The sequence below is a fragment of the Actinomadura coerulea genome (genome assembly GCF_014208105.1).
Taxonomy (GTDB): domain Bacteria; phylum Actinomycetota; class Actinomycetes; order Streptosporangiales; family Streptosporangiaceae; genus Spirillospora; species Spirillospora coerulea.
Map to the genome: position 1 here is coordinate 1,176,793 of NZ_JACHMQ010000001.1, position 24,187 is coordinate 1,200,979.

The window sequence follows — 24,187 nt, forward strand, 5'->3', positions numbered from 1 at the left end:
CGCCCTGGCGCCCGCCGGGCCTGGAGGCCCCTCATGGCTCACGGTTCGTCCACCCATCACCACGCCCCGGCTTCCGCGGCGCCACCGGATCCGCGACGCTGGACCGCGCTCGCGCTGATCAGCGTCGCGCAGTTCATGCTGATCCTGGACGTCACGGTGGTGAACGTGGCGCTCCCCGACATCGGCACCGACCTGGCGCTCAGCCGCACCGGCCTGACGTGGGCGGTCACGGCCTACACGCTGTTCTTCGGAGGCCTGATGCTGCTCGGCGGACGGCTCGCCGACACCTTCGGCGCCCGGCGCACGATGTTGGTCGGCCTGTCCGTCTTCACCACCGCCTCCCTCGCCACGGGCCTCGCCCAGAACGAGGCGCTGCTGCTCGGTGGCCGGATCGCGCAGGGTGTCGGCGCGGCACTGCTGTCGCCGGCGGCGCTGTCCACCGTCGCCACCACCTTCCACGGATCTGAACGCAACAAGGCTCTCGGCATCTGGGGCGCGCTCGGGGGAGCGGGCTTCGCCTCGGGCGTGCTGCTGGGCGGCGTCCTCACCGCCGGACCCGGCTGGCGATGGGTGTTCTTCGTCAACGTCCCCGTCGGGCTCGTCCTGCTGGGAACACTGCCGATGGTGGTGCGCGGCCACTCCGCACGCCCCTCCGGGCAGCGGCTCGACCTGCTCGGCGCCGGCACGGTCACCGCCGCCACGGCCGCGTTCATCTACGGAATGATCAACGCCGGTGACGACGGCTGGTCCGCCGCCGGGACCCTCGTCCCGCTGGCCGCCGCCGTCCTGCTGTACGGGGCCTTCGGCTGGATCGAGCGCGCGGTGAAGGCCCCGCTGATGCACGTGACCATGCTGGCCCGCCGTCCGGTGGCCGCCGGAGCCTTCCTCATGCTCGTCGCGTCCGGACTGCTCATCTCCCTGTTCTTCCTCGGCTCGCAGTATCTGCAGCACGCGCGCGACATCAGCGCCCTGGAGACGGGCCTGCTGTTCCTGCCGGCCGCACTCGGGACCGGTGTCGGAGCGCATGTCGCCGGACGGCTCGTGGGTTCCCTCGGCACGCGCCCCGTCGCCGCGGCGGGCCTGGCCCTGGTCGCCGCTGGCGCCGGCCTGCTGACCGGCCTGTCGGCGGACGGCCGAGTCGGCCTGGAACTGCTACCGGGCATCGTGATCGCGGCCGCGGGCGTGGGGCCGGTCTTCGTCGCGGCGAGCACCTCCGCCCTGGCCCACGTCGAGCACTCGGAGGCCGGCCTCGCCTCCGGCGTGATCAACACCTTCCATGAGCTGGGCGCGGCGATCGGCGTGGCGGTGGCGTCCACCATCGCCGCGACGGGCCTCGCGGACGTCCCCTCCATCGACGGCTTCACCACCGCGTTCACCGTGTTCGCCGTCACCGCGGCGGCCGCCGCCCTCGTGTCCCTCTGGCTGGTCCCGCCGGGCAAGCCGCAGATGACCGTGGGCCCGCACGCCCATTAGGCCTCGGGCCGAGAAGGCAGCCGGTGTCGACGTGGACCTCTACATCCCCCTGGGCGCGCTCGTGTCAGGAGCCGACCGCCGCGCGTTTGCGGGCGCCCCGGACCGCCGCGGAGAGGGTGGCGATGTCGTAGGCGCCGACGTGGCGCCGTCCGTTGACGAAGAAGGTCGGGGTTCCGGAGACGCCGCTCAGGTCGGCCGAGTCGACGTCTTCGGCGATCCGCCCGGCACCGGTGTGCCGGCGCAGGTCGGCACGGAAACGGTCGACGTCGAGGCCGAGGTCGCCGGCGTAGCGGACCAGGTCCCGGGGTCTCAGCGCGTCCTGGCGGTCGAGCAGCAGGTCGTGCATCTCCCAGAACCGGCCCTGCGCGGCGGCCGCCTCGGCGGCCTCGGCCGCGAGTTGCGCCTGGGGGTGGATGTCGTTGAGCGGCAGGTGGCGCCACACGTACCGGACGTCCCCGTGGTCGGCGAGCAGTTCCCGGACGACGGACTCCGCCCGTCCGCAGTACGGGCACTCGAAGTCCCCGTACTCGACCACGGTGACCGGCGCGTTCGCGGGACCGCGGACATGGTCGCGCTCGGGCTCGACCGGCGCGGCGAGGTCGATGATGCTCTCCGCCGTCCCGAGCAGCGCGCGCAACCGCCTGCGCGGCGGCAGCAGCGCGGTCGCGCGGACGACGACCCAGGTCACGACCGTGGCGCCCAGCGCCGCGGACAGCACGCCGATCTTGGCCTCCTCCAGCCGCGCACCGGTGAAGGACAGCGTCGCGATCAGCAGGGCCACCGTGAAGCCGATGCCGGCGATCGCGCCGCCGCCGCCGACCGCGGCCCAGCCGACCGGCGGACGCAGCCGGCCCCGGCTCGCCCGGGTCACCAGCCACGAGGACCCGAGGATGCCGAGCGGCTTGCCGGCCACATAGCCGATCACGATGCCGAGCGTCAGCGTCGAGGTGAAGGCGCGGCCGAGGAACCCGGCGGTGATCGTGACGCCCGCGTTGGCCAGCGCGAACAGCGGCACGACCGCATAGCTCGTCCACGGGTGGATCAGCAGCTGGAGCCGCTCGTTCGGGGAGATCGCCGCAGCCACCCCGGTCCGCGCCGACCGGGCGAACTCCGGGGTGGGCTGCTCCCGGAACAGCCGGAAGACCTCGGTGGCGCGCTCCAGGTCGTCGCGCGCCGCCGGGTGGGCGTACGTCAGCAGTCCCATGACCAGGCCGACGACCACCGGCTCCACCCCGGCGGACTGGACCGCCGCCCACGCGGCGACGCCCAGCACGACGTACACCGGGATCTGCCGCACCCCGAGGGCGCGCACCAGCACGGTCACCGCGAGGATGCCGGCCGCCAGCAGCAGCGGAGGCAGCGCCACGTCGCCGCTGTAGACGGTCGCGATCACCGCGAGCGCGATGACGTCGTCCACGACGGTGGCCGTGAGCAGGTACGTGCGCAGACGCGCGGGGAAGTTCCGTCCGACCAGCGCGAGCACGCCCAGCGCGAAAGCGGTGTCGGTCGACATCGCGATGCCCCAGCCGTGGGCGGCCGGACCGCCCGCGTTGAAGGCGAGGTAGACGGCCACGGGCACGACCATCCCGCCGACCCCGGCGGCCAGCGGCAGCGCGAACCGCCGCCGGTCGCGGAGCTCTCCCATGTCGAACTCGCGGCGCGCTTCGAGCCCGACCACGAAGAAGAACACCGTCATCAGGCCGCTGTTGACCCACTCCCGCAGCCCCTGGGAGAGGCCGGCGCCGCCGAACCGGACGGACACCTGCGTCTCCCATACCCGCTCGTAGGAGGACGCGTCCGCGTTCGCCCAGACCAGCGCGGCGAGCGTCGCGGCCAGCAGGACCACGGCGCCGCCCGTCTCGGTGCGCATGAACTCCCGCAGCGGCGTCCGCAGGTTGCGCGCCCACGCGGTCCGGTCGGCGAACGATCCGGAAGGCGGGCCCGCTCGGCGCTCCGTCATCGCTGGACGCTCATCCGCGCCCCTCCTCGTCCCCGTCCGGCAGCCGGACGCGCAGGGAGACCGTCCCGGTCAGGTCGATCCAGGCCGAGTCCGGCGTCCGGACGTAGCGCAGGAGGACGTGGCCGCAACCGGGGCAGCGGGCGACCAGACCGGGCGCCCGGTCGTACACCCGCAACTCGGCGACCGGGCCGGTGAGCCCGCAGTTGACGCAGCGGCCGGTGGCCGCCGTGATATCCACGGCGAACAGCTCGCTCAGCGGTCCCGCCAGGGCGTTGCCGTCCACGTGATCCATGGGACGCCGCCCCGGGGCGCCCTCCCGATGAGGCACGTTCATTTCGCTGAGCCTCCGTTCAGCCGAACCGTTCGGTCTTGATGCGCCGCGGGTCGTGGCCGCGGGCGAGCAGCATGTCGGCGGCCGACTCCACGAATCCCGTCGGCCCGCAGACGAAGCAGTCACGGTCGGGCGGGCCGTCCCCGAGATCGTCCACCGTCAGCCGACCGGGCGGGCGGGGCCAGCCGTCAGGGGCCGCCCGGGTGTAGACGTGCGTGACATCCAGCCCAGGTTCGGGACGCCGCAGCTCATCTGCATAGAACACGTCTCCGGGCGTGCGCGTGGAATAGACCAGCCGGAACCGCGTCCCGCTCCCGGCCAGGCGGCGGGCGCGGACCATGGCCATCAGCGGCGCGATCCCGGAACCGCCCGCGATCAGCAGGACGTCCGGTCCCGCACCGGGCCGCCACACGAACCAGCCGCCCACCGGGCCCCGGATCTCGACCGGATCGCCGACGCCGAGCACATCGGTGAGATACGGGGAGACCTCCCCGTCCGGGATCCGCTGCACGGTGAGCTCGACCCGGTCGGGCGCGGAGAGCGAGTAGCTGCGCTGCGCGGCATAGCCGTCCGGCGCGGTCAGCCGCACGTCGACGTGCTGACCGGCCAGATGCCCCGGCCAGCCCGGCACATCGAAGACGAGCGTGCGGGCCGTCCCCGTCTCCCGGCGGGTCTCGGCCAGCCGCGCCACGCGCCACGCTAGTCGCCCTGGTACCGCTGCTCGCGCCATGGGTCCCCGTAGTCGTGATAACCGGCGGTCTCCCAGAAGCCCGGCTCGTTCTCGGTCAGCAGGTCGATGCCCCGCAACCATTTCGCCGACTTCCAGAAGTACAGGTGCGGTACCAGAAGCCGCACCGGCCCACCGTGCTCCGGCGCCAGCTCCTCACCGCCATAGCGGTAGACGATCCATGCCTTGCCGTCGAGCAGATCCTCAAGCGGCAGGTTGGTGGTGTACCCGCCGTAGGAGGACACGAGCGCGAAATCGGCCGCGGTCTCCACGTCGGCCAGCAGAACGTCCAGCGACACCCCCTGCCAGTCCGTGCCGAGCTTGGACCACTTGGTGACGCAGTGGATGTCCACCCTCGGCGTCTCGAACGGCAGATCCAGCAGCTCCCGCCACGTCCACCGGTGCTGCCGCCCCGTCTCCGTGGTCACCGTGAACTCCCACTCCTCCTCCGGGATCCGCGGCGTCGGACCGGCCGACAGCACGGGAAAGTCCTCGGTCAGGTACTGCCCGGGCGGCAACTGGACCGCGGACTCGCGCCGCCGCCCATGGAACCCGGGCGAAACGATCCCCATCACAGCCTCCCCTCGTCAGGCCGAACGGACCCCGCCCTCTGGGCCTACCTTCCCCAACACCACGACCCCGATGCGACCCCACCCCGCGCCCCCGAACCCAGCTACCCCCTTGAGACGACCCGGGCTCTACTCAGACGAACCATCGCCGGGTCGCCGGCTTCGGCAGCGGCCGCCTGAACCGGCTCCCACGCCAACAGAACGTGCTTTTACAACCACGCCCGCGGCAACGGCCCGGCAGCCGTCCGGCCAACGCCGCCACCACCGACGCCATGGGCACGCCGCACCAAGTACGCGCTGAGGAATCATTCCCGCGTACGCGTGCCGTGTTCGGGGCGAGTCTGCTCATATGGGCAGGGCCCGGCTGACGCCGGGCCCTTGGTCGGATTCCTTGTTGGTTGTGTGCTGAGTCGGCAGCGTGCCGACGGTGTCGTTCAGGCCCGCGGTGTTGTTCCGCGTGCGAGCAGTCCTGTGGCCACCGGCGTCATGAAGACGAGGGTGCCCACCACTGAGGCCAGGGACGCGAGGCCGCCGATGACCAGGGTCGAGCGTGGCCCGAAGGTCTCGGCCAGCCAGCCGACCAGGGGATAGCCGATGAGGGAGCTCCCGGTGATCACCAGCAGGTAGAGGCCCATGACGCGGCCGCGCATCTCCTCCGGGGCGCTCAGCTGCGTGATCGAGTAGGCCGCCGTGGTGAACGTCATCATCGCCATGCCGGTCGGCAGCTGCATGGCCGCGAACGCCCAGTAGGCCGGCATGAGTCCGCTCGCGGTCACGAGCGCCCCGAAGGCCGCCGCTGCGACCAGCATGTCCCGAATGCTCGGCTGCCTCCGTCGGGCGGAGAACAGCGAGCCGACCAGCCCGCCCACGGCCATCATCGCCGTGACGACGCCGAAGGACGAGGCTCCGGTATGGAAGACCTGTCGGCTCATCAGGGCATCGGTCACCGCGAAGTTCATACCGAACGCGGAGACCAACAGCATGACCGTCATCAGCATGACCAGATCGCGGCGCTCCCGGACATAGCGCAGGCCCGCGCGCAGCTGGCCCTTGGTCCGCCGCACCGGTTCTCTGACATGCAGCTCGTCCTCACGCATGAGGTAGAGCCCGAGTTCCATAGCGCCGAACGACACGGCGTTGATGAGAAAGACCGGACCGGTGCCGACGGCGGCGATCAGTACGCCGGCGACGGCCGGCCCGAGGATCATCGTCGTGTTGAACAGCGCGTTGTTCAGGCCGATGGCATTGGACACGTCACGCGGCCCCACCACCTCGAAGGTGAACGCCATCCGGGCCGGGGTGTCCAGTGTCACGGTCAGGCCGAGGCCGAACGCCAGGGCGTACACATTCCACACGGTGACGGTCCCAGTTACGGTAAGCAGGCCGAGCACCAGCGCAAGCGTGCCCATCACCGCCTGGCTGACCATGAGGATGCGTCGCTTGGGGTACCGGTCGGCCAGGACGCTGCCGTAAAGGCTGAACAGCAGCGCCGGCAGTATCTGCAAGCCGGCCGTGATGCCGACCGCGGCGCCGCTGCCGTGCGTCAGGTCCAGCACCAGCCAGTCCTGGGCAGTCATCTGCATCCAAGCGCCGATACTGGAGACGCCCTGAGCCGGCATGAGCAGCCGGTAGTTGCGGTGGTTCCGCAGTGAGCGGAACAGCTTGAGGTCCTGCTGAGCGGCTTCAGGATCGCTGCTCGGCGGGCCCTCCCTGGCGGAATCGGCTCCACCTGCGCCCGAGATGTCGGACATCGTTGTTCCTTTCGTTTGTGTGGTCTTGCCGTGGCGCCCTGAGAGCGCCACGGGAGGACCGTCCGGCCGGCACACGGCCAAGCAAGAGGCCGGCCGGCAGAGTGAGAATTGCGACATCGGACGTGTTGGACGACTCCGACCTCGCCCAAGCGCTCGACTGTCCGCGCGGAGAACGCCTTCGCCCACCGGTCGCGGGCCCTGACCAGCACCTTCTCGATTCGGATGAGGCCCGGAGGCCGATAACCCTCACCTGGCACTCGACCAGCGGGGCCTCCGCTGCCGGTCCTCCACGAGCTCGACCGGGCACACCTCCGCGACCAGTCGTGCGGTCAGCCGCTCCTCGTCCTCAAACGTCGCCGGGCGGAACCCAGCGCCTCCCGGACCGGCGCGCGGTCGTACTCAGCAGTCGCGTCGTCGGGGAGTACTTCGCGAATTCGACGGCTGGGATGTTTCAGCACGACGTAGCAGCGGCGAAGCACCGGCCATCGGGACGGTGGCCCCTCAGTCGTTCATAGGCCTCGCGCGTCGCATCAGGCAGGGAGCTGGTGTCGGGACCAGCGACTTGCCGTCCGGTGGTCAGGTGGAAACGCCGCCTTGGCATGGACGCGAGGCCTCGCGTACCGCCGGGTGCGTCACTTGGGAGGCGGGCCCATCTCATGGTCCAAAAGACGAGAGAGACAAGGCCGCTCGAAGTTGTTCGGACAACGCCTCGACTTCGGTCTCGCCTGGCATTGCTCCTTCCCGGAACATCGCCATCTGCAGTGCCGGGCCGAACGCGTCGAACCGGGTCATGTCAGACTTCACTGCGGGCTGGACCACGAAATGCAGGTGGCCAGGTACAGCATTCGCATGGGACCAGAGGCATACGTAGACCTGCTCCGGCTGGACAACCTTCGTCACCGCTGCGGCCACCCGCTGCAGCAACGGACCCAACGCCGCACTCTCGGCCTCTGTCAACTCGGCGACATGGACGACGTGCCGCACCGGTTTGACCACCAACGTCCCCAGGCCGAGCGGGCCCACCGAGTGCTCGACGACCCAACCCGGTGACTCCGCCAGACGACCTCCGGGAAGAGGGCGGACTCCGACAAGAAGGTCACACGCGAGACACCCAGCGACAGGTTCCATGGCAGCGATTCTCCAGGCGTCAGAGCCCAAACGTTGCCAGAGATTCGCAAGTGTCGTTCGCCGACTTCACCTGGTGCGACATGCGCCCGGCCAACCGCCGTTGTCGTCGTCACCGTGGCCCTTTGGTGTTGGGGGTAGGACTGTCGGTGGCGCCCGCCGCTTGAATACCATTCAGTTTCCGGGGGTTGACCTGGAAGCGGATGTTCTCGATGCGGCCATCGTGGATGTCGTAGGTGAGTGCGCCGACGAGGTCGTCGCCCATCATGCCGACGACGCTCAGCTCGCCGTTGACGACCGCCGGTTCGAGGCGGATGCCGGCGGAGAGCGGTTTGGCCATGACGCCCAGGATCCAGCGCGCCACATGGTCAGGGCCGTGCAGCGGTCGGCGGGCGGCGGTGACGATGCCGCCGCCGTCGTTCCACAGCGTCACTTCCGGGGCGAGCAGTTCCATGAGGGCGTTGAGGTCACCGCCGTGGCAGGCGGCCATGAACCTCTCGGTGACCTCCTGTCGCGCCTCGTCGTCCGCTTCGAAGCGGGGGCGGCGGGCCTGCACGTGCGAACGGGCGCGGCGCGAGATCTGGCGCACGGTGGCCGCGGGGCGATCGAGGAAGCCGCCGATCTCGGCGTAGGAATAGCCGAAGACATCGCGCAGCACGAAGACGACCCGCTCGGTGGGGTTGAGGGTTTCGAGGACGACCAGCATGGCCGTCGACACCGTCTCGGCCATTTCGGTCTCCTCCACGGCGTTCGATGGGGTGATCAGCGGTTCGGGAAGCCAGGGGCCCACATAGGTCTCACGGACGGCCCGGGCGGAGGTGAGACGGTTCAATGCCAGGTTGGTGACGGTGCGCACCAGGTAGGCCTTGGGATGCTCGACCAACTCCTGGTCCACCGCATGCCATTTCAACCAGGCGTCCTGGAGGATGTCCTCGGCGTCGACGACGCTGCCCAGCATGTGATAGGCCGTGCCGAACAACAACCGGCGGTGTTCGACGAACGGATCGGTCGCCGCCTTTCGCGGGTCGGGCACCGGGGCCGGCCGGCCGGTCTCGTGATCATTCATCGGAACCATGCCTAGCGGTCGGAAGGTCGGGAGTCCAGCCGGCCGGGGGACCTGGTGAATGCCGACCCGAGTCCTGGAACATCATGCGGCCTTACGGGTGGCGCGGCCGCCCTTTGACAGCTGCACCGGTATCTTCACGTAGCGGGACATCTTGGCGGCCACCGGCGGGGTGCCGCTGACCTGCTCCTTGTAGATGACCGCGGCCTTGCCCTTGAGGTACCACCGCCTCGGGGTGTCATCGGCTTTGGTGAACTGGACGACCGCGTCCTTGCGGCCCAGGCTCACCGGCTGGTGGAAGTAGCCGAACCGCAGAGGCTTCACCGGCTTCCCTCGCAGCAGCCGGGCGATGACGTCGGCGGTGTAGTCGGCGGTGACCACCCCGCTCTGGCATGTGCCGTGGAGCTGTCCCCAGGACTGCCGCACCAGGGCGGCGTCTCCGATGGCATGGATCTCCGGGTGCGAAACCGAGCGCAGGGTGGAGTCGGTGACGATGAGCCCCCTCCCGTCGGTGGCGATTCCGGCCTGGGCAGCGAGCTGCGGCACCCGCACACCGGTGGTCCACAGGGTCAGATCCGAGGAGACGAGCTCACCGGTGTCCAGACTCACCGCGTCGGGCAGCACTTTGGTGACCTTCACCCCGACCATGCGCACCACGCCCAAGCGGTTCAGGACGCGGTTGAGGTGGGCTCGGGCCTTCTCGCCCATCATGGACCCGGGTTCGGTGGCACAGACCAGGTTGACGGTCAGCGCCGGGTGCGCCTCGGCGATCTCGGCGGCCGCCTCGATGCCGGTGAGCCCGCCACCGCAGACGGTGACCGTGCCGCCCGCAGCGGCGATCCCGGGCAGCTGCCGCGACAGGCGGTGCGCCAGATGGGGGTCGTTGAGAGTCCAGGCGTGGTCCGCCGCACCTGGGACGATGCTCGTGTCGGTGGCGCTGCCGAGGGCGTAGACCAGCGTGTCGTAGTGAAGGAGAGCGCCATCGTCGAGGGCGACGGTCCGGTCAGCGGTACCGATGGTGGTCGCGGCGGCCTGGTGGAATCGCACGCCGGTGCCCTTCAGCAGGTCCGGGATCTGGAAGTCGGTCAGTTCCTGGCCCGCGGCGACCTGGTGCATGCGCAGACGCTCGGTGAAGCGAGGCGAGGGGTTCACCAAAGTGATGCGGGCGTTCAGCCTCCGCGTGTAGCGGGCCAGCCGAGCTGTCGCGATCAGGCCGGTATAGCCGGCGCCGAGGACGACGATCTGATGGGCGGTGCTTGCGTTCATCGCTCGCTCCCATGGGGCTCGTTCGTTCGGGACGGCCATGGGACAGGACGCCTCAGGAGAACGTGACACTCGGGATTGTGACCTGCACCACAGGAATCCGGCCCCAGGCCTGCAAGGGCACGGTTCGAAGTGCCGCCGGCACAGCTGCGCCCCTCTTGCCCAGCCGGTAGCCGCAGCCTGCATCAGCGCCCAAGCCTCCGCCGCCTCTTCCACCAGCCCCTCTCCGTCCGTTCGGGCGACGCGCAGGCCCGAGCCCAGTGACTCCTGGCCGCCGCAGCCGCGAGCGGCCAAGGGCCGCAGTTCGTGGAGACCGCCGGCGGCGCCGTGCACGTGGTGGCGTCGCAAGGGGAGGAGGAGCACTTCGACGTGACCGACCCGGACGGCGCGGACAGCCGGGGCGCCGACCACGTCCTGGAGGTGACCGGCTCATGACGGCCGCAACCCGCACGCCCTTCGACCCGCGCGTGCACGCGCTGACCGAGGACGGCGACATCCTGCAGGACTTCCTCATCCCGCAGGCCCGCGCGTTCCAGCGGTGGAACCGCAAGCTCACCTGCGACAAGGCCTCCGGGCAGAATCGTCTGTCGTCCGGACGTGGTGCACGTCACAACCGCAGAGGTCACAGAAGGCGAGCGGCGATCTCTCTTAGGGGTGACCGGATCCACGGACTCTAGGGAGAACGCACCATGATCTTGATTACCGGAGCGACCGGCGTCGTCGGGCGCCCGACGGTGGACCTGCTGCTCGGGGACGGCGCCGACGTCGTGGCGGTCACCCGCGCGCCTTCCACGGCCGCGCTGCCCGCCGGTGCACGGACGGTGGACGGCGACCCGTCGCGTCCGCACACACTCAGCGCGGCGCTGCCGGGGGTGGAGGCGATGCTGATCAGTCCGCGCGCCACCGGGTCAGGGCTGCGGGAACTCCTGCGGCTGGCCGCCGGGCACGGCGTGCGGCGGGCGGTGCTGCTGTCCGCCACCACCGTCGCGTACCCGGCAGGGGAACCGCGGTTCGCCGACCAGTTCATGCACGCCGAGGATCTCGTGACGGGCTCGGGCCTGGAGTGGACGGTGCTGCGGCTGGCCGACTTCGCCGCCAATGCGCTGGCCTGGGCGCCGCAGATCCAAGCCACCGGAACGGTGAGAGGCGCCTTCGGCCGGGCCGCCACCTCCCCCGTTCACGAGCACGACATCGCGGCGGTGGCCGTACAGGCGCTGCGGACGTCCGAACATTCAGGGGCCACCTATACCCTCACGGGGCCGCAGTCCCTCGACCAGCCCGCGAAGGTCGAGATGATCGGTGAGGCCATCGGACGGGACCTCAGCTTCCAGGAACTGCCGGCCGAACGGATCCGCGAAGCCATGCTCGCACAAGGGCTGCCCGACGAGGTCCCCTCCCGGCTCCTGGGCTCGCTGGCCGACTACGCCGACGTCCCGGGCCCGACCACCAAGACCGTCGAAGAGCTCCTCGGGCGCCCCGCGCTCACCTTCGGCGAATGGGCACGCGGCAACGCCGAAGCGTTCAGCCACTGACCAGTTCCGCTCGCTGGCGCTCGCGGTCGGCGTCCAGGAACTCCCGGGTCGTCTGGCCGGGCTGAAGGACCCTGGCGCCCGGACTCGCCCTCGCAGCCTCGCTCGGCGTCTTCGGGTTGCCAGGCGCCGAAGATCTCCATATACCGTAGGGGGGTAGGGCATTTTTTGAGAGGAGCGCAGCCATGGGTGACCACACTCGGATCGTTGTCGTAGGGGCCTCGCTGGCGGGAATCCGCGCCGTCCAGACTCTCCGCAGCGAGGGGTATGCCGGTGAACTCAGCCTGGTCGGGGCCGAACCCCACCTTCCGTACAACCGGCCGCCGCTGTCCAAGAACGTTCTCACCGGTGATGATGACGTCGCCCTTCCCGGCGGCGACCAGTTCGACGCCGCATGGCTGGGCGGTCGCCGCGCGGTCCGGCTGGACACCACGGGCCGGGCGGTCGTCCTGGACGACGGCTCCGAGCTCGCCTACGACGGCCTGGTCATAGCGACCGGGGCTCGGCCGCGGCGGTTGCCCGAGGACCAGATGGCCCTGACCGGAGTCCACGTCCTGCGCACCATCGATGACGCCAAGGCGCTCCGGGCCGCTCTCGCGCGCGACCCCCGGCAGGTCGTCGTCATCGGGGGCGGCTTCATCGGCGGCGAGGTGGCTTCCGCGGTACGTGCCCAGGGCATGGACGTGACGCTCATCGAGAGCGGGCCGCTCCCCATGATCGGAGTCGTCGGCCGGGAGGTCGCGGAGTGGCTCGCCGAGCACCATCGCCGGAACGGCGTCGATCTGGTGACCGGGGTCCGGGCGAACCGGCTGGAAGGCGGTCCCGACGGCCGGATCGCGGCCGTCCAGTTGAGCGACGGACGGTCGATTCCGGCCGACCTGCTCATCGCCGGCCTGGGGGTCGAACCCAACACCGAGTGGCTGGACGGCAGCGACGTGCAGGTTCAGGACGGCGTCCTCACCGACGACAAACTGTTCGCGCTCGGCTTCCCGGACATCGTCGCCGCGGGTGACGTCGCCCGCTGGCCTCATCGGATCTTCGGCGACGAGCCGGTCCGGGTCGAGCACTGGGCGAACGCCAACGAGCAGGGAGCCTCGGCCGCGCGCAACCTGCTGCGCGGGCCGGCCGGCGCGGAACCGTTCGTCGAGGTGGCCGGACTCGGCACGCGCGTGCACGGCAAGCGCGTCCAATGGGCCGGCTTCCCGAGCCTCGCCGACCAGGGCACGATCGTCGCCGGCTCGGTCGAGGAATCGAAATTCGCGGTCGCGTTCTCACGGGACGGCGTCCTCGTGGGTGCGGCGACCGTCAACTACCCCAAGGAACTGAACCGCCTCCGCGGCATGATCGCGGCCGGCGCCGACCAGCCCGCTCCCGCATGACCAGGCGGGGAGGCGGACCCCGGGCCAGATCCGCCTCCCCGCGTTTCTTCGGTCACCCAGCGCCTGAGTTCGGTCAGCGAGGTGCGCGCCGGGTCGAACGCGACCGTGGCGGTTTGGGAGACGAAAGGCGTCCCAAGACCGACACGACGACGTTCTGTTCCGATGCCCAGTTCAGACCGCTCACATCGAGAACGGCGACGCTGCCTTCGGCGTGGTGCATGGCAAGCCTCCCCGACTTTGCGCTCGCCGTCCTCTCACGCGGCGGATGGGCATGCGGCGGATGGGCATAGCGCGGTGAGCGGCATCGCCAGGACCGCCTCATGCGCTGCGCGAGGTGACTTCGACGACCCTGTCCAGGATCCCGCGTGGTCCCAGGACTGGGCGGGGACGGAAGTCTCTCCAGCGCCGGGCGAAGGTCCCTGGTCGGTCGGTGCAGGAAAGCCCGCAGCCGTTCCAGGTCTTCTCCTGCTCCCATTCGGCCTCCCCGCCTCGCGCCCACGCTAGTCGAGCCCTGCACATCTGGTCCCCCGTATCCAGGACGCTCGGAGGCGGCGCCAAGCTCCGGGCTGAGAGCGGTCGATGAGGGGTGGCTTGATCACAAGCCGGAGACACCCGCAGTGCGACTCGCCGCGCCACGTCAGCACGGCAATGGCATGGGGCGGGTCGACCGAGGAAAAGCAGCGGGCACTCGATATGACATTTCTGCGTCTGACGCCGATGACGGTTCGGTGGGGGTGGAGACCCCGGTCAGAGCCGAACGCCGTGAAGATGGCGAATCACCGCATCAGGACTTCACCTCGTAGGCGCGAATGAACGTCTGGGTCACGGTGTTGCCGTCGGCATCGGTCGCCTTGATCCGCAGGGAGACGAACCCGGGGGCGTCCGGGTTGCTCACGGTCGCGGTCCAGGTGCCGTCCTCTTCGGCGGACGAGGCCGTCTGCCAGGTGTTGCCGTCGTCGTCGGACGTCTCGACCGACATCGAAGTGATCTCGGGCGTCGGCAGGTCTTGAACCGGCTGCACCTTCACGGGGATCCGCAGTTGGGAACCCGGCGCGGCGGCATTCGCGTCGTTCAGACCGGCGATCGCGAGCCGCAGCAGGTGCAGCGGAAGGGTCTGCTCCTCCCAGTCGATGTGGTGCGACTCGAACGACCACTCGGTCTTGGTCGCGGTGGAGAACTTGGCGATCTCGGTGTTGGCGGTGCGGTCCCAGGTGAGGGTGTAACGCTTGGACTCGGGCGGAAGGTCGGCATGCAGCTGCCCTGTACCGGTGGCGATCGTCTGGCCGTCGGCGGCGAGGGTGAGCTCGTTGGTCGTGCGGTCCATCGAACCGGTCCGCCCGGACGAGTCGACGTACCCTCCTGGGGCGATCACCGAGAGCTGGCCGCCAGAGGTGCGCCGCGGTTCCGCTCCCACGCCGAAGTCACCCGTGGTGAGGACCGCGCCGTTCCAGACGTCGTCGCGTTCCCCCTGTTGTGCGGCGGTCCGGTAGTCGGCGATCTGCGCCCAGTTCCCGTAGCCGATTCCGTAGCCCAACTCTCGGCTGTAACTCAGTCCGGGCTCGATGTAGGTGGTGACCGTCTGCGGGAAGGTCACGTTCATTCGCATCTCGTCGACGTAACCGCCCGTCACGTTGAGGCCGCCGGACCTGGAGAGATTCACCGAGCGGAAGTGATTGCGGGTGACACTCAGCTCGCCCGGGCTCGGGTGCCACACCGTGGCCGGCGGTATACGGCCCGCGAAGTACCGGCTCAAGATGTAGGCCGCGCCCGGCCCATCGGTCGCGTCACGCTTGCCCCACCCCGTGACCTGGAAGCCGACGTTCTCCTCGACCTCGTCGGGACCGTGCCAGACGGCGAAGACCGAGCCTTCGGGGCCCTCGGCGGTGAACCGGTACCACGGGGTGTCGTACCAGGCCTCGACCATGCCGGGAACGCCGATGCCCTGCGGACTGAGCTCGACCGGCTCGCCCTCGCGGGCGTCCATCCTCAGGTCGAAGTCTCGGTCATCGACCGTGATCCGGTGGTTGATCAGGGTCTGGCCCGCACCGGTGGCGATGGCGGTGGTGACGTCGTAGGTACCGGGCGGCAGCTCGAAGACGCCGCTGCCGTTCTCGACCTTGCGCTCCCAGCGGCCGCCGTCCGAAATGCTCCAGGCGTAAACCCAGGTCGGACGCGTTGGAGCGGTGCCGTTGCGGTCGATCAGATTGACCGCAACGTTGTATTGCTCCTGGCCGACCTCGGCCACAAGCGTGGTGGTCACCTTTGTTGCGCCGTCGGTCCCCGTGGCCACCAGCGCCCCGAGATAGCGGCCTTGGGGAATCCCGGCACCCCGAAAGGTCAGTGTCACCTGCGCGCTTCCCTGGGCGGGAACGGTTACATGGTCAGGCACCTCGAAGAGCCCGGCGGGGGCCTTGGTCGCTTCCCCGTCGGGACCGTTCAGGGTGGCGGACAACCGCAGTCTGACAGCTGTGGTCCCGGTGTTGCGGTAGGTGAGGGTGTGGCGCCGTGTCAGGTCGGGGATGCCGGGCGAGGCCAGGTCGGCGTTGACGGAGTCGGCGGAGGCGGTGACGGACCCGACCGGAGGAGCGGGGGCGGGGGCGGGGCCATGGAGGTCGACCGATACCGCCGTGGAGCCCAACGGCTGACCTGCGGCGGAGGTGACCTGGACGGTGCCGTGATACGCGCCGGGTTTGACCCCGTGGCCGCGCAGTTCCAGGTTCGTCCTGGCCTCTCGACCGGCGCGCACGGTCACGGAACCCGCCGACAACTTCGCCAGCGCGGCAGGGGCCGCGTGTCCGGAACGGTCTCGCAGCGCGATCCTCAATCGGATTCTTAGGGTACTGCGTGTGTTGTTGCGGTAGGTGATGGCCCGGCTGACCGGCTCGACCGTGGTTCCGGACCAGGTCAACGGGACGACCATGCGACGCGGAGCGACCGTGAACGGGGCCTTCGAACGTTCGGAGGTCACTTCGTACGGTCGCGGCGTACGGTCCGTGGAGGTCGTTCCCGCGACGGCCGGACTCGCTCCGGAAACGGCCGCCAACGTGTTCACCACCAGGGTCAATGTGACCGAGACGGTAATGCTGGCACGACTTTTCACGCCATCACCTCATCGGGGGAAAGAAGCCCAAATGATCAACGTACAGAAAGCAGGACGCGTGAGTGAATACTCCGGTTTACAGCGGATTTGCCCTGCTTCCAGGTGGCCTGTTAGGGCGCGATGAAACAGGCGTCCCCAGGCACCTGGCGGCGGGCTTGCGCTGGTGTTGCTCCGTTCCTGACAGGCCGCAGCCTGGAGGCCTGGACGAGCTATGGTCCGGCGCATGGCATCTCGCTGCTCGAATGCCCGCCAAGCCCGGTCAGCGCCTACCTAGGGAAAGCGGGCCTCTTTGCCCTGCTGCCCTACGCCAGCGCGTGACACTTCGTTTCGGAACCGCTCAGCCGACAACGAGCCGACACTGACCGTCGACGACCTTATGGCTTCATCTCCAGCGACCCGACCTGAGCTGCGTGGACGGAGTCTTTCGGCATGCGCGGGCTTCGTAGGGCCGCTCGTCTGCGTGCGCGGGGGTGCTGCCGCGCTCGTCCTGGTGACAGCAATGATCCCGCGTCCAGGCGAGACTCCGAACAACTGGTGAGCGAACAGCGGGCCGCTCCGCCCCGCGAATCCCCGCCGGCCCGGCCTCAGCCCTGATCTGGGCGCCGGACGCTGTGGATGTGCGGCGGCGGCGGGCAGAGTCAGGCGGTCGCTCGCGAGCGGGCTTCGGCGGCCCAGTGGGGTGCGTTCCATTGGTCGGCGATGGCGGCGGCCTGGGCGAAGTGGTCGGCGGCCTCGTGGTCGCGGCCGAGGAGGACGGCCAGCTCGCCGAGGGTGTGGGCGACCGGTCGCAGCGCCACCGCCGTGCTCTCGGCGCCCGCGGGGGGACCGTTGCGGTGTGGAAGCAGCGTCGCGTAGACGTCCTCGGCCGCGTCGCGGTCGTTCAGGGCGACGATCGCCATCGCGCGCAGCGTTGTGAGGAAGGTGAAGAAGAAGTCGGGGCGGATCGGGCCGGATGACGCGCGGACCTCGCGGGCTTCGGTGTCCAGGCCGTTGGCGTGCAGGGCGAGGGCGAGCAGGTCGGTGGTCATGGGGTCGAGCACGGCGTGGACGGCGCGCACGTCGTCCAGATGCGCTCCGAGCGTGCCGTCGTTCAGCCAGATGACGGCCAGGGCGAGCTGGAGAAAGCCCGCGGCGTGCACCGATCCGGTGCGCCGCATGCCCTCGCCGGCCTTGTTGTAGAGGTGTGCGGCGTCGGCGAACCGGCCTTCGATGACCGCCAGGGCCGCCAGCGTGATCTCGGCGACGGCGATCGCCTCGGGCATCCGGTAGGTGTGTGCGAGCTCCAGGGCCTCGGCGGTCACCCGGCGCATGGTCACCGGGTCGTTGGCGGCGGCGGCGACGGCGGCATGGTTGAGCCGCCCGGTGACGCGGTACACCGGCAGGTCGTGCTCCGTGCCGATCTCCACGAGCTCCTGGGAGAGCTCGGCGTCGCCCTGGACTTCGGCCAGGATCTCGAGTGCCGCGGCCCGCAGGTGGGGGCCGGTGGCGAGGTCGAGGGCCTCCTGCGCCGCCTCCAGAACGGTCGGGTCGTCCTCGCCGATCAGCTCGTTCGCGTACGCCGTCAGGAGGCGGGACCGCACCGACGGGGCCAGTTCGCGCTCGAGCAGGCGGCTCAGGCGGTCGACGATGGGCCGGTCCACCGTTCCGTACGTACGGGCCTGCCAAGGGGTCGGCTCCGTCCACGCGGTGAATGCGGCGATCATCAGGTCGTCGCGGCCCAAGGACTCCGCGTACTCCACGGCTTCACGGCGTGTCTCGCGGGCGGCCGCGATCGCTCCCGCCCTGATCTGCGCGCGCAGGAGCCTGCCGAGCAGTCCGACGTGTTCGTCCGGTCCGGTCGAGTTGGCGACGGCGTCGCTGAGGAGGCAGGCCGCCACGTCGTGGGCGTAGCGGGCCTCGGCGAGTTCGGCGGCTTGGACGCAGTAGCCGACGGCCTTGGGCGAGCCGGCGCGCGCGTAGTGGTGGGCCAGCGCCGCGATGTCGTCGGTGCCTTCGAGAGCGGCGGCGATCCGGGAGTGCATCCGGGCTGCGCGGAGGCGGCTGAGGTCGGCGACGAGCGTGTCCCTGACGAGGGCGTGGACGAAGCGGACGAGGCCTGGGCGGGGCTCGTCGAGGAGCCCGGAGATGACGCCCGCGTCGAGCGCGTCCAGCACGCCGTCCTCGTCGGTGTCGGCGGCCTTGACGAGGACGTCCACCGGGCTCTCCCGGCCGGCGACCGCGGCGAGCCGGAGGATGGACACGGCTCCCTCGGGCAGGCGCGCGAGCCGGCGGCGGAGGACGTCCCGCACGCCTTCGGGGACCTCGGAGAGGGCGACCAGCGCCCCTTCGCCGTTCAGCAGCCGGGCGCTTTCGCGCACGTAGAAGGGGTTGCCGCCGGTGCGCTCGGCGATCCCGGCGATGGTCTCCTCGTCCGCTTCGCATTCGGTCCGCACGAGCTCCGCGACGGCCTCGTCGCTCAGACCCGGCAGCGCCAGGCGGAGCGGTGCGGCACGCGCGAGCGAGGCCAGCATTTCGGTGAGGTGCCCGCTCTCGTCCGCGCGGTACGCGGCGACGACCAGGATCGGGGCCCGCAGGCCGAGGCCGCCGCCGAGCAGCTCCAGCGTCGCGGCGTCGGCCCAGTGCAGGTCGTCCAGCACGACGGCGACCGGGCGTTCCGCGGCGACCTCCGCGAGCCACTTCCATATGGCCTGGCGCAGGCGGAACCGTCCGGCGGTGGCGTCGGCGTTCACCGGTCCGGTGTCGGTGAGCAGCGGCGAGAGGTCGTCGGCGAACTCGCCCGGGGCCGTGGTCGCGGCGACGGCTCTCAGCGCCTCGGTCCAGGCCCACGCGGGCGGCGCGCTGTCGACCTCGAGGCAGCGGCCGGCGGCGACCAGCCACCCCTCCCGTTCGAGCCGCTTGCCCAGGTGCTCCAGCAGCGTCGACTTGCCGAGCCCGGCCTCGCCGGTGACGAGGGCGACGCGGGCGCCGTCGGTGACGGCCTGCGCGGCAGCCGTGACCAGCGCCGACAGCTGTGCCTGGCGTCCGACGAACGGAGCCTCGCCGATCGGTGCCGGCTCCGGGGGAGGGGCCGTCCGCGGCAGCGGGGCGGCGAGCGGTGGTGTGGGCGCCGGCGGTGTCCGGGGCACGATCGCGCGCAGGACGTCGGTGCGCTGGGTGAGGATCGCCTTTTCCAACGCCGTAAGGTCCGGGCCGGGGTCGAGCCCGAGCTCCTCGGCCAGGACACCGCGGGCGCGGCGGAGAGTCGCCAGCGCGTCGGCCTGGCGGCCGCTGCTCCACAGTGCCAGGGCGTGCAGCCGCCAGCCCTCCTCGCGCAGCGGCTCGTCGCGGGTGAGCCGCTCGGCCTCGGGAACCATCGCGGTGGGGTCGCCGATGCGCAGACCCGCCGCGACGTGCAGCTCGGTGGCGGTCAGTCGCAGCTCGTTCAGCCGGGCCGTCTCGGCGGCGGCCCACGGCTCGTCGGCGACCTCGGCGAACGCCGGTCCCCGCCACAGCCCCAGCGCCTCGGCGAGCCGGGCCTTCGCGGTGCGCGGGTCGGTGTCGGTCCGGGCACGGTCGAGTAGACCCTCGAACCGCCATGCGTCCACCGACTCCGGGGGAAGCCGCAGCGCGTACCCGGGTGCGGCGCTCACCAGCAACCGGGCCGGTGTGCGCGGCGGACGTCCGGGCTCCAGCAGCCGGCGGAGGTTGGACACGTAGGCCTGCAAGGACATCAGCGCCCGCGCGGGCGGCTCCCCCCGCCACAGATCCTCGATCATCCGGTCGACCGGCACGACCTGCCCGCGAGCCGCCACCAGCAGGGCCAGCACGCCCCGCTGCCGCGGGCCGCCGAGGTGGACGGACTCACCGTTCACCTCGGTCGCGAACGCGCCCAGCACCCGGATGAAGACCATGACCCGCACATCGTACGGGGACCGCTCCAAGCCGGCTCCAAGTCCCCTCCAAACGCTCGGGAGCAGCCTGGACACCTCGCCACCGGCCGGGTGCGGCCGGTGGCGAGGCCCGTCCGAACATCAAAGGAGAAGAACGATGTCACTGAAGCGCATCAACACCGTCCTGGCCATCGCCGTCGTCCTGTTCACCTTCTACCTCGGGGTGTCCTTCCTCCTGTCCCCCGAAACGCAGGCGCCGGGCTTCGGCCTGCCGAGCTGGCCTTCCGGCGACGGCGGCGGCTTCCTCGTCGTGAAGGGCAACCGCGAGAACGCGATGGGCCTGGCCATGGGCATCCTGCTGGTGACCGGTCACCGCCGTGCCCTCGGCCAGGTCCTGTTGATGGTGGCCGTCGCCCCGTTCAGCGACATGATCACCGTCCTGGCCCACCACGGCTCCACGTCCGCCGCGTTCGGCATCCACGGCCTGACCTCGGCACTGATCGCGACCACCGGCCTGTTGATCCTCCGCGAGACCGGCAAGGCCCGCAAGGTCCCCGAGAGCGCCGCGGTCCCCGAGGCCGTCGTGCCGGTGCCCGCCGCGCACTCCGTCTGACGCCTGCACGTCGCCCACCACGCCCAGTCCCGTCCCTGAAAGGGAGCCACCATGACCGTGGAGCTGATTCACACCATCGTCCCCGCCCGTGATCCGCAAGTTTCGGCGCAGTTACTGGCCGACATCCTCGGCCTGAGCATCGAGCCGCCGGTGGCGCACTTCACGCCGGTCACGCTGGCCAACCAGGCCACCCTGGACTACGACCGGTTGGACGACTTCGAGCCGCACCACTACGCGTTCATGCTCAGCGAGCAGGAATTCAGCGCCGCACTCGCCCGCATCCGCGGAACCACCCACTAAGACGTCCCTCTGACAACTGCACCAAGACCCTCTCCAATACGCACTGAGAAATCGAAGAGGAAGACGACAATGACGATCAACGATGTGCGCGGCGTGCTCAAAGGGCGCGTGCTCCTGCCTGATGACGACGGCTTCGAGCAGGCGGCCACCGCGTGGAACCTCACGGTCAGGCAGCCGGTCGCGGCGGTCGTGGAGGCCGCGGACGCCGACGACGTGGTGGCGCTCGTACGTTACGCCCGGCGGGCGGGTTTGACGGTGGCCGCGCAGCCGACCGGGCATGGCGCCTCGGGCGATGTGGAAGGCCTGATCCTGCTGCGTACCGGTCTGCTGAACGAGGTGGTGGTACGCGCGGAGAAGCGAGTGGTCCGGGTGGGCGCGGGCGTGCGATGGGGGCAGGTGCAGGCGGCGGCCGGTCCGCTGGGGCTGGCCGGCCTGTCGGGCAGCGCGCCGGGGGTCGGTGTGACCGGCTACACCCTGGGCGGCGGGGTCGGCTGGTTCAGCCGCAAGTACGGCCTCGCCTCCGGCAGTGTGCGGGCCATCGACATCGTGGACGCCGACGGCGAGCCCGGCCGGGTGACCGCCGAGTCCGATCCCGAGCTGTTCTGGGCGCTGCGCGGCGGGGGCGGGGACTTCGCGATGGTGACCGCCCTCGAACTCGAGTTGTATCCGGTGCCCACCATGTACGGCGGGCGCGTCGCCTGGCCCGAGCACCGGACCAGTGAGGTGTACGACGCGTTCCTGGAGATCACCGCCGAGGCACCGCGTGAGCTCAGCGTCTGGTTCAACCGGTTCCAGCCGCCTGGCGCACCGCCGATGGTCACGCTGGATCTGGCCTACCTGGGTGAGGCGGCTCCGGCGAAGGACCTGCTGGTGCGCCTCGACAAGATCGAGGGCGCGGTCTCCGACAGCCGTGGTGTCGTCCCGGTCGCCGGCCTGGGTGCCATCTCTCCCGAGCCCATCGACCCGACCCCCTCCATCAGCCGCGTGGAGCTCCTCACGGGCCTGGGCGCCGACGCGGGGGAGCTCCTGCTGTCCAAACCGGTCGAACCGCTCATCAACCTGCAGATCAGGAACCTGGGCGGGGCGCTCGCCGAGCCGGGCGTCGGAGCCGGGGCGAGCGGCGCGGTGGCTGAGCCGTACCTGCTGAGCCTGGTGGGGCTCGGCCTGCCGCACATGGCCGACGCGACGCGTGCCAAGCAGGCCGAGGTCGTGGCGGACCTGAAGGCCCGCATCAGCGGCCGCAAGCCGTACACCTTGCTGTCTCCCGGTGAGACGGCGGCCGAGTCCTTCTCCGGCGGCGCGCTCGCGCGCCTGCGAGAGATCAAGCGGGCCCGCGACCCGCATAACGTGTTCCGCGCCAACTACCCGGTGCTCGGATAGACCGGTTCCCAGCAGGTCACGGCTCTTCCGCCCTCCGGGGCGGAGGAGCCGCACCGAACCCGCGCGACCGGCGCCGCCCTGTGCTTGCCGAGAAGTACGTCCGCGCAGCGGCGCGGAATGGATATGGAGGACGTGGGTCGCCCAGCCGTGGATCACACGGGGAGTTGGTACACCATTCCGCTGGACGTGCCCGGGGAAGACCGTTTGACCGGAATGCGACAGGCTCCTCCGCCATGGCCTGCGCCTTGACTGCTTGCGACACGAGGAGGCGCTCCGGGTCGTCCGCGGGCGCCTGCAGGTGGATCGGCAGTTCACACGCCGCTTCGGACTCCTGGACCGGCTGGAGTGCCGCTACGACGATCGCAGCGGCGACATCGATGACAACCGTCTGTGCGCCGCCGCACTCCAACTCGCCGCTCGCACCGCCCAAGCCGAGCAGCACTGACGACCTCCTGATCCGCAGCGCACCTATCTCTCTTCGGAACCGACATGTCGGTTCCCGACCCCAGTGTCGGTGCTCCGGGTTAATCTTTGCAGCAACCCCCGACCGACCGTCAGGCCCATGGAACGACACGAACGACAGCAGTTACGTAACATCACCGACGAGGTCACTGGCTGGGTCGATCAGGCCCAGTTCGCGCTGGCGCACCGTGACGAGGTCACGAGGGGGGCCGACGAGGCCGTCGAGTCACTGCGTCGTGCCGTCGTCGCTCTCCGGCGAGACGGCACGGTCGACTGGGGGGCGCGATGCCGCTGAGCCCCGGAGACGGCCGGCTCCTGGGGCAGGTCGCGAGGCGTGCGCACCTGCCCTCCCTCGCCCCCGCGGAGGACCACACGCTGAGGCACCTGACCACGCGGGTCGCCAGATCGCTGCACGACGCCAGGTCGGCGATCGGTGCTCGGCGCTTCCTCGCCGGCCGCGCAAAGCGCGACGCCGGCCAGGCCGCCGCGCAGTTCGTCGCCGATTTTCGTGAGTGGGGCGTATCGTCCGGACTGCCACAGCTTCTGCACCACCTGACCAGCCACAACGACAGGATGTTCGAGGTCGGTGTCGCCGATGTCCTCAGCGACTGGGTCGGCTTCGGGGCGCGGGTCGCCGATCTGGGACGAGCGGCGGAGGTCATCCCCAGTGCGGTCGTCGCCGATCTCCCGGCCTCGATCAGGAAGATAGAGAAGGCGCTCCAGGAAGAGGTCCGTTACCGTGCCGCCGCCCTGTCCGCCGGTCAGGCCGTGCGGAACTGTGAGGTCCGGCGGATGCTCGTCGAAATGCCGGTGGAGCGGCTCAAGGAAGCCACCCGGGACCGGCTCCGTATCGGTCCCCTGACCGATTCGGGCATCACCACGGTCCAGGCCGTTCTCTAGGGGGCTATTCAGTGGTTGCGGATAAGTATCGTGGTGATAGTGCTTGAATGGTCGACGCGCTGGTGGAGCATGTCAGGTCCTGGCTCGACGATGCGTGCGGGTCGGCACGATGCACCGCATGAAAGAACTGGAGTTCCGCCGCGTCGCGGTGACCGGGGCAGACGCCGAGGCCCTTCCCGCCGCAGCCGCGCTCACCGACAAGGACGAGGATCCGACGGCGCACGCCCACGACCTCCAGCGGGAGCGCTGCTTGTTCTGCGTCGCCTCCACCCGGGCACGCGACGCGTTGTACGTCTCCTATACCGGTGCACCAAGCCCGTTCCTACCCCACCGTGGCGTCTGAGCGGGCCGGGCGCGCCGGTTCCGGTGAAGGCTGACAAGAGCCATATCGGC

At 70.4% G+C, this 24,187-nt stretch carries 20 protein-coding genes and 2 pseudogenes; 12 read left to right on the plus strand and 10 right to left on the minus strand.

The annotated features are described in order from the left end of the window. Window positions 1-33: 33 nt before the first annotated feature. A complete protein-coding gene (locus tag BKA00_RS05565; RefSeq protein ID WP_185023887.1) occupies window positions 34-1,473 on the plus strand; it encodes an MFS transporter in 1,440 nt (479 codons plus the stop codon). A gap of 64 nt (window positions 1,474-1,537) precedes the next feature. Here the strand turns inward: BKA00_RS05565 and nhaA are convergent, their stop codons facing one another. The 8 genes from nhaA to BKA00_RS05605 all read right to left on the minus strand — a co-directional run bounded on the left by nhaA (window position 1,538) and on the right by BKA00_RS05605 (window position 10,265). Next, entirely contained in the window at window positions 1,538-3,433 is a 1,896-nt protein-coding gene (nhaA, locus tag BKA00_RS05570) for a Na+/H+ antiporter NhaA (protein WP_185023888.1), read from the minus strand. A gap of 10 nt (window positions 3,434-3,443) precedes the next feature. Then, on the minus strand, window positions 3,444-3,725 hold the full coding sequence (locus BKA00_RS05575) for a DUF6510 family protein (RefSeq protein ID WP_185023889.1): 282 nt from the start codon (window positions 3,723-3,725) through the stop codon (window positions 3,444-3,446). A gap of 58 nt (window positions 3,726-3,783) precedes the next feature. Further along, window positions 3,784-4,455 carry a ferredoxin reductase gene (locus BKA00_RS05580; RefSeq protein WP_230298949.1) on the minus strand — a complete coding sequence of 224 codons (672 nt, stop codon included), beginning with the start codon at window positions 4,453-4,455 and terminating at the stop codon, window positions 3,784-3,786. A gap of 8 nt (window positions 4,456-4,463) precedes the next feature. Next, window positions 4,464-5,063: a sulfite oxidase-like oxidoreductase gene (locus BKA00_RS05585; RefSeq protein WP_185023891.1), complete on the minus strand. Its 600-nt coding sequence runs from the start codon at window positions 5,061-5,063 to the stop codon at window positions 4,464-4,466. Between the two features lie 431 nt (window positions 5,064-5,494). Continuing rightward, on the minus strand, window positions 5,495-6,811 hold the full coding sequence (locus BKA00_RS05590) for an MFS transporter (RefSeq protein ID WP_185023892.1): 1,317 nt from the start codon (window positions 6,809-6,811) through the stop codon (window positions 5,495-5,497). Between the two features lie 654 nt (window positions 6,812-7,465). Next, on the minus strand, window positions 7,466-7,807 hold the full coding sequence (locus BKA00_RS05595) for an HIT family protein (RefSeq protein ID WP_221493024.1): 342 nt from the start codon (window positions 7,805-7,807) through the stop codon (window positions 7,466-7,468). 241 nt (window positions 7,808-8,048) lie between these two features. After that, entirely contained in the window at window positions 8,049-9,002 is a 954-nt protein-coding gene (locus BKA00_RS05600; protein WP_185023894.1) for an RNA polymerase sigma-70 factor, read from the minus strand. A gap of 81 nt (window positions 9,003-9,083) precedes the next feature. Then, window positions 9,084-10,265 carry an NAD(P)/FAD-dependent oxidoreductase gene (locus BKA00_RS05605; protein WP_185023895.1) on the minus strand — a complete coding sequence of 394 codons (1,182 nt, stop codon included), beginning with the start codon at window positions 10,263-10,265 and terminating at the stop codon, window positions 9,084-9,086. 303 nt (window positions 10,266-10,568) lie between these two features. Between BKA00_RS05605 and BKA00_RS39715 the strand changes: the two genes are divergently transcribed. From BKA00_RS39715 to BKA00_RS05620, 4 genes are all read left to right on the plus strand, one after another. Then, complete coding sequence (locus BKA00_RS39715) at window positions 10,569-10,697, plus strand: hypothetical protein (RefSeq protein WP_268248230.1); 129 nt, start codon at window positions 10,569-10,571, stop codon at window positions 10,695-10,697. After that, window positions 10,694-10,939 carry a hypothetical protein gene (locus tag BKA00_RS05610; protein WP_185023896.1) on the plus strand — a complete coding sequence of 82 codons (246 nt, stop codon included), beginning with the start codon at window positions 10,694-10,696 and terminating at the stop codon, window positions 10,937-10,939. The genes BKA00_RS39715 and BKA00_RS05610 overlap by 4 nt, the downstream gene beginning before the upstream one ends. 12 nt (window positions 10,940-10,951) lie before the next feature. After that, window positions 10,952-11,794 (plus strand): NAD(P)H-binding protein, encoded by an 843-nt coding sequence (locus tag BKA00_RS05615; RefSeq protein ID WP_185023897.1) that lies wholly within the window; start codon window positions 10,952-10,954, stop codon window positions 11,792-11,794. A 182-nt stretch (window positions 11,795-11,976) separates the two neighbouring features. Beyond that, window positions 11,977-13,170, plus strand: a complete 1,194-nt coding sequence (locus BKA00_RS05620; RefSeq protein ID WP_185023898.1) for an NAD(P)/FAD-dependent oxidoreductase — start codon at window positions 11,977-11,979, stop codon at window positions 13,168-13,170. 784 nt (window positions 13,171-13,954) lie between these two features. On the opposite strand, the gene BKA00_RS05625 is transcribed toward BKA00_RS05620, so the two are convergent. Together BKA00_RS05625 and BKA00_RS05630 are read right to left on the minus strand one after the other, a co-directional pair. Further along, window positions 13,955-16,270 carry a hypothetical protein gene (locus BKA00_RS05625; RefSeq protein WP_185023899.1) on the minus strand — a complete coding sequence of 772 codons (2,316 nt, stop codon included), beginning with the start codon at window positions 16,268-16,270 and terminating at the stop codon, window positions 13,955-13,957. Between the two features lie 638 nt (window positions 16,271-16,908). After that, complete coding sequence (locus BKA00_RS05630; protein WP_185023900.1) at window positions 16,909-20,160, minus strand: ATP-binding protein; 3,252 nt, start codon at window positions 20,158-20,160, stop codon at window positions 16,909-16,911. A 136-nt stretch (window positions 20,161-20,296) separates the two neighbouring features. Between BKA00_RS05630 and BKA00_RS05635 the strand changes: the two genes are divergently transcribed. From BKA00_RS05635 to BKA00_RS05665, 7 genes and pseudogenes are all read left to right on the plus strand, one after another. Further along, window positions 20,297-20,752: a DUF4267 domain-containing protein gene (locus BKA00_RS05635; RefSeq protein WP_185023901.1), complete on the plus strand. Its 456-nt coding sequence runs from the start codon at window positions 20,297-20,299 to the stop codon at window positions 20,750-20,752. 51 nt (window positions 20,753-20,803) lie between these two features. Beyond that, window positions 20,804-21,052, plus strand: a complete 249-nt coding sequence (locus BKA00_RS05640; protein ID WP_185023902.1) for a VOC family protein — start codon at window positions 20,804-20,806, stop codon at window positions 21,050-21,052. A gap of 69 nt (window positions 21,053-21,121) precedes the next feature. After that, window positions 21,122-22,432 (plus strand): FAD-binding oxidoreductase, encoded by a 1,311-nt coding sequence (locus BKA00_RS05645; protein ID WP_185023903.1) that lies wholly within the window; start codon window positions 21,122-21,124, stop codon window positions 22,430-22,432. A gap of 226 nt (window positions 22,433-22,658) precedes the next feature. After that, window positions 22,659-22,877, plus strand: a pseudogene (locus BKA00_RS05650) (5-methylcytosine restriction system specificity protein McrC); the annotation flags it as partial. Window positions 22,878-22,994: 117 nt separating this feature from the next. Beyond that, window positions 22,995-23,189: a hypothetical protein gene (locus BKA00_RS05655; protein ID WP_185023905.1), complete on the plus strand. Its 195-nt coding sequence runs from the start codon at window positions 22,995-22,997 to the stop codon at window positions 23,187-23,189. Further along, window positions 23,180-23,794 carry a hypothetical protein gene (locus tag BKA00_RS05660; RefSeq protein ID WP_185023906.1) on the plus strand — a complete coding sequence of 205 codons (615 nt, stop codon included), beginning with the start codon at window positions 23,180-23,182 and terminating at the stop codon, window positions 23,792-23,794. The genes BKA00_RS05655 and BKA00_RS05660 overlap by 10 nt, the downstream gene beginning before the upstream one ends. Before the next feature lie 82 nt (window positions 23,795-23,876). Next, a pseudogene (locus BKA00_RS05665) lies at window positions 23,877-24,137 on the plus strand (3'-5' exonuclease); the annotation flags it as partial. Between the last annotated feature and the right edge of the window lie 50 nt (window positions 24,138-24,187).

What these genes read in the sequence shown, in the direction of transcription:
- BKA00_RS05565 (WP_185023887.1), top strand. Translation starts at nt 34, where the DNA reads ATGGCTCACGGTTCGTCCACCCATCACCACGCCCCGGCTTCCGCGGCG.
- nhaA (WP_185023888.1), bottom strand. Translation starts at nt 3,433, where the DNA reads ATGACGGAGCGCCGAGCGGGCCCGCCTTCCGGATCGTTCGCCGACCGG.
- BKA00_RS05575 (WP_185023889.1), bottom strand. Translation starts at nt 3,725, where the DNA reads ATGGATCACGTGGACGGCAACGCCCTGGCGGGACCGCTGAGCGAGCTG.
- BKA00_RS05585 (WP_185023891.1), bottom strand. Translation starts at nt 5,063, where the DNA reads ATGGGGATCGTTTCGCCCGGGTTCCATGGGCGGCGGCGCGAGTCCGCG.
- BKA00_RS05590 (WP_185023892.1), bottom strand. Translation starts at nt 6,811, where the DNA reads ATGTCCGACATCTCGGGCGCAGGTGGAGCCGATTCCGCCAGGGAGGGC.
- BKA00_RS05600 (WP_185023894.1), bottom strand. Translation starts at nt 9,002, where the DNA reads ATGAATGATCACGAGACCGGCCGGCCGGCCCCGGTGCCCGACCCGCGA.
- BKA00_RS05605 (WP_185023895.1), bottom strand. Translation starts at nt 10,265, where the DNA reads ATGAACGCAAGCACCGCCCATCAGATCGTCGTCCTCGGCGCCGGCTAT.
- BKA00_RS05610 (WP_185023896.1), top strand. Translation starts at nt 10,694, where the DNA reads ATGACGGCCGCAACCCGCACGCCCTTCGACCCGCGCGTGCACGCGCTG.
- BKA00_RS05615 (WP_185023897.1), top strand. Translation starts at nt 10,952, where the DNA reads ATGATCTTGATTACCGGAGCGACCGGCGTCGTCGGGCGCCCGACGGTG.
- BKA00_RS05620 (WP_185023898.1), top strand. Translation starts at nt 11,977, where the DNA reads ATGGGTGACCACACTCGGATCGTTGTCGTAGGGGCCTCGCTGGCGGGA.
- BKA00_RS05630 (WP_185023900.1), bottom strand. Translation starts at nt 20,160, where the DNA reads ATGGTCTTCATCCGGGTGCTGGGCGCGTTCGCGACCGAGGTGAACGGT.
- BKA00_RS05635 (WP_185023901.1), top strand. Translation starts at nt 20,297, where the DNA reads ATGTCACTGAAGCGCATCAACACCGTCCTGGCCATCGCCGTCGTCCTG.
- BKA00_RS05640 (WP_185023902.1), top strand. Translation starts at nt 20,804, where the DNA reads ATGACCGTGGAGCTGATTCACACCATCGTCCCCGCCCGTGATCCGCAA.
- BKA00_RS05645 (WP_185023903.1), top strand. Translation starts at nt 21,122, where the DNA reads ATGACGATCAACGATGTGCGCGGCGTGCTCAAAGGGCGCGTGCTCCTG.
- BKA00_RS05655 (WP_185023905.1), top strand. Translation starts at nt 22,995, where the DNA reads ATGGAACGACACGAACGACAGCAGTTACGTAACATCACCGACGAGGTC.
- BKA00_RS05660 (WP_185023906.1), top strand. Translation starts at nt 23,180, where the DNA reads ATGCCGCTGAGCCCCGGAGACGGCCGGCTCCTGGGGCAGGTCGCGAGG.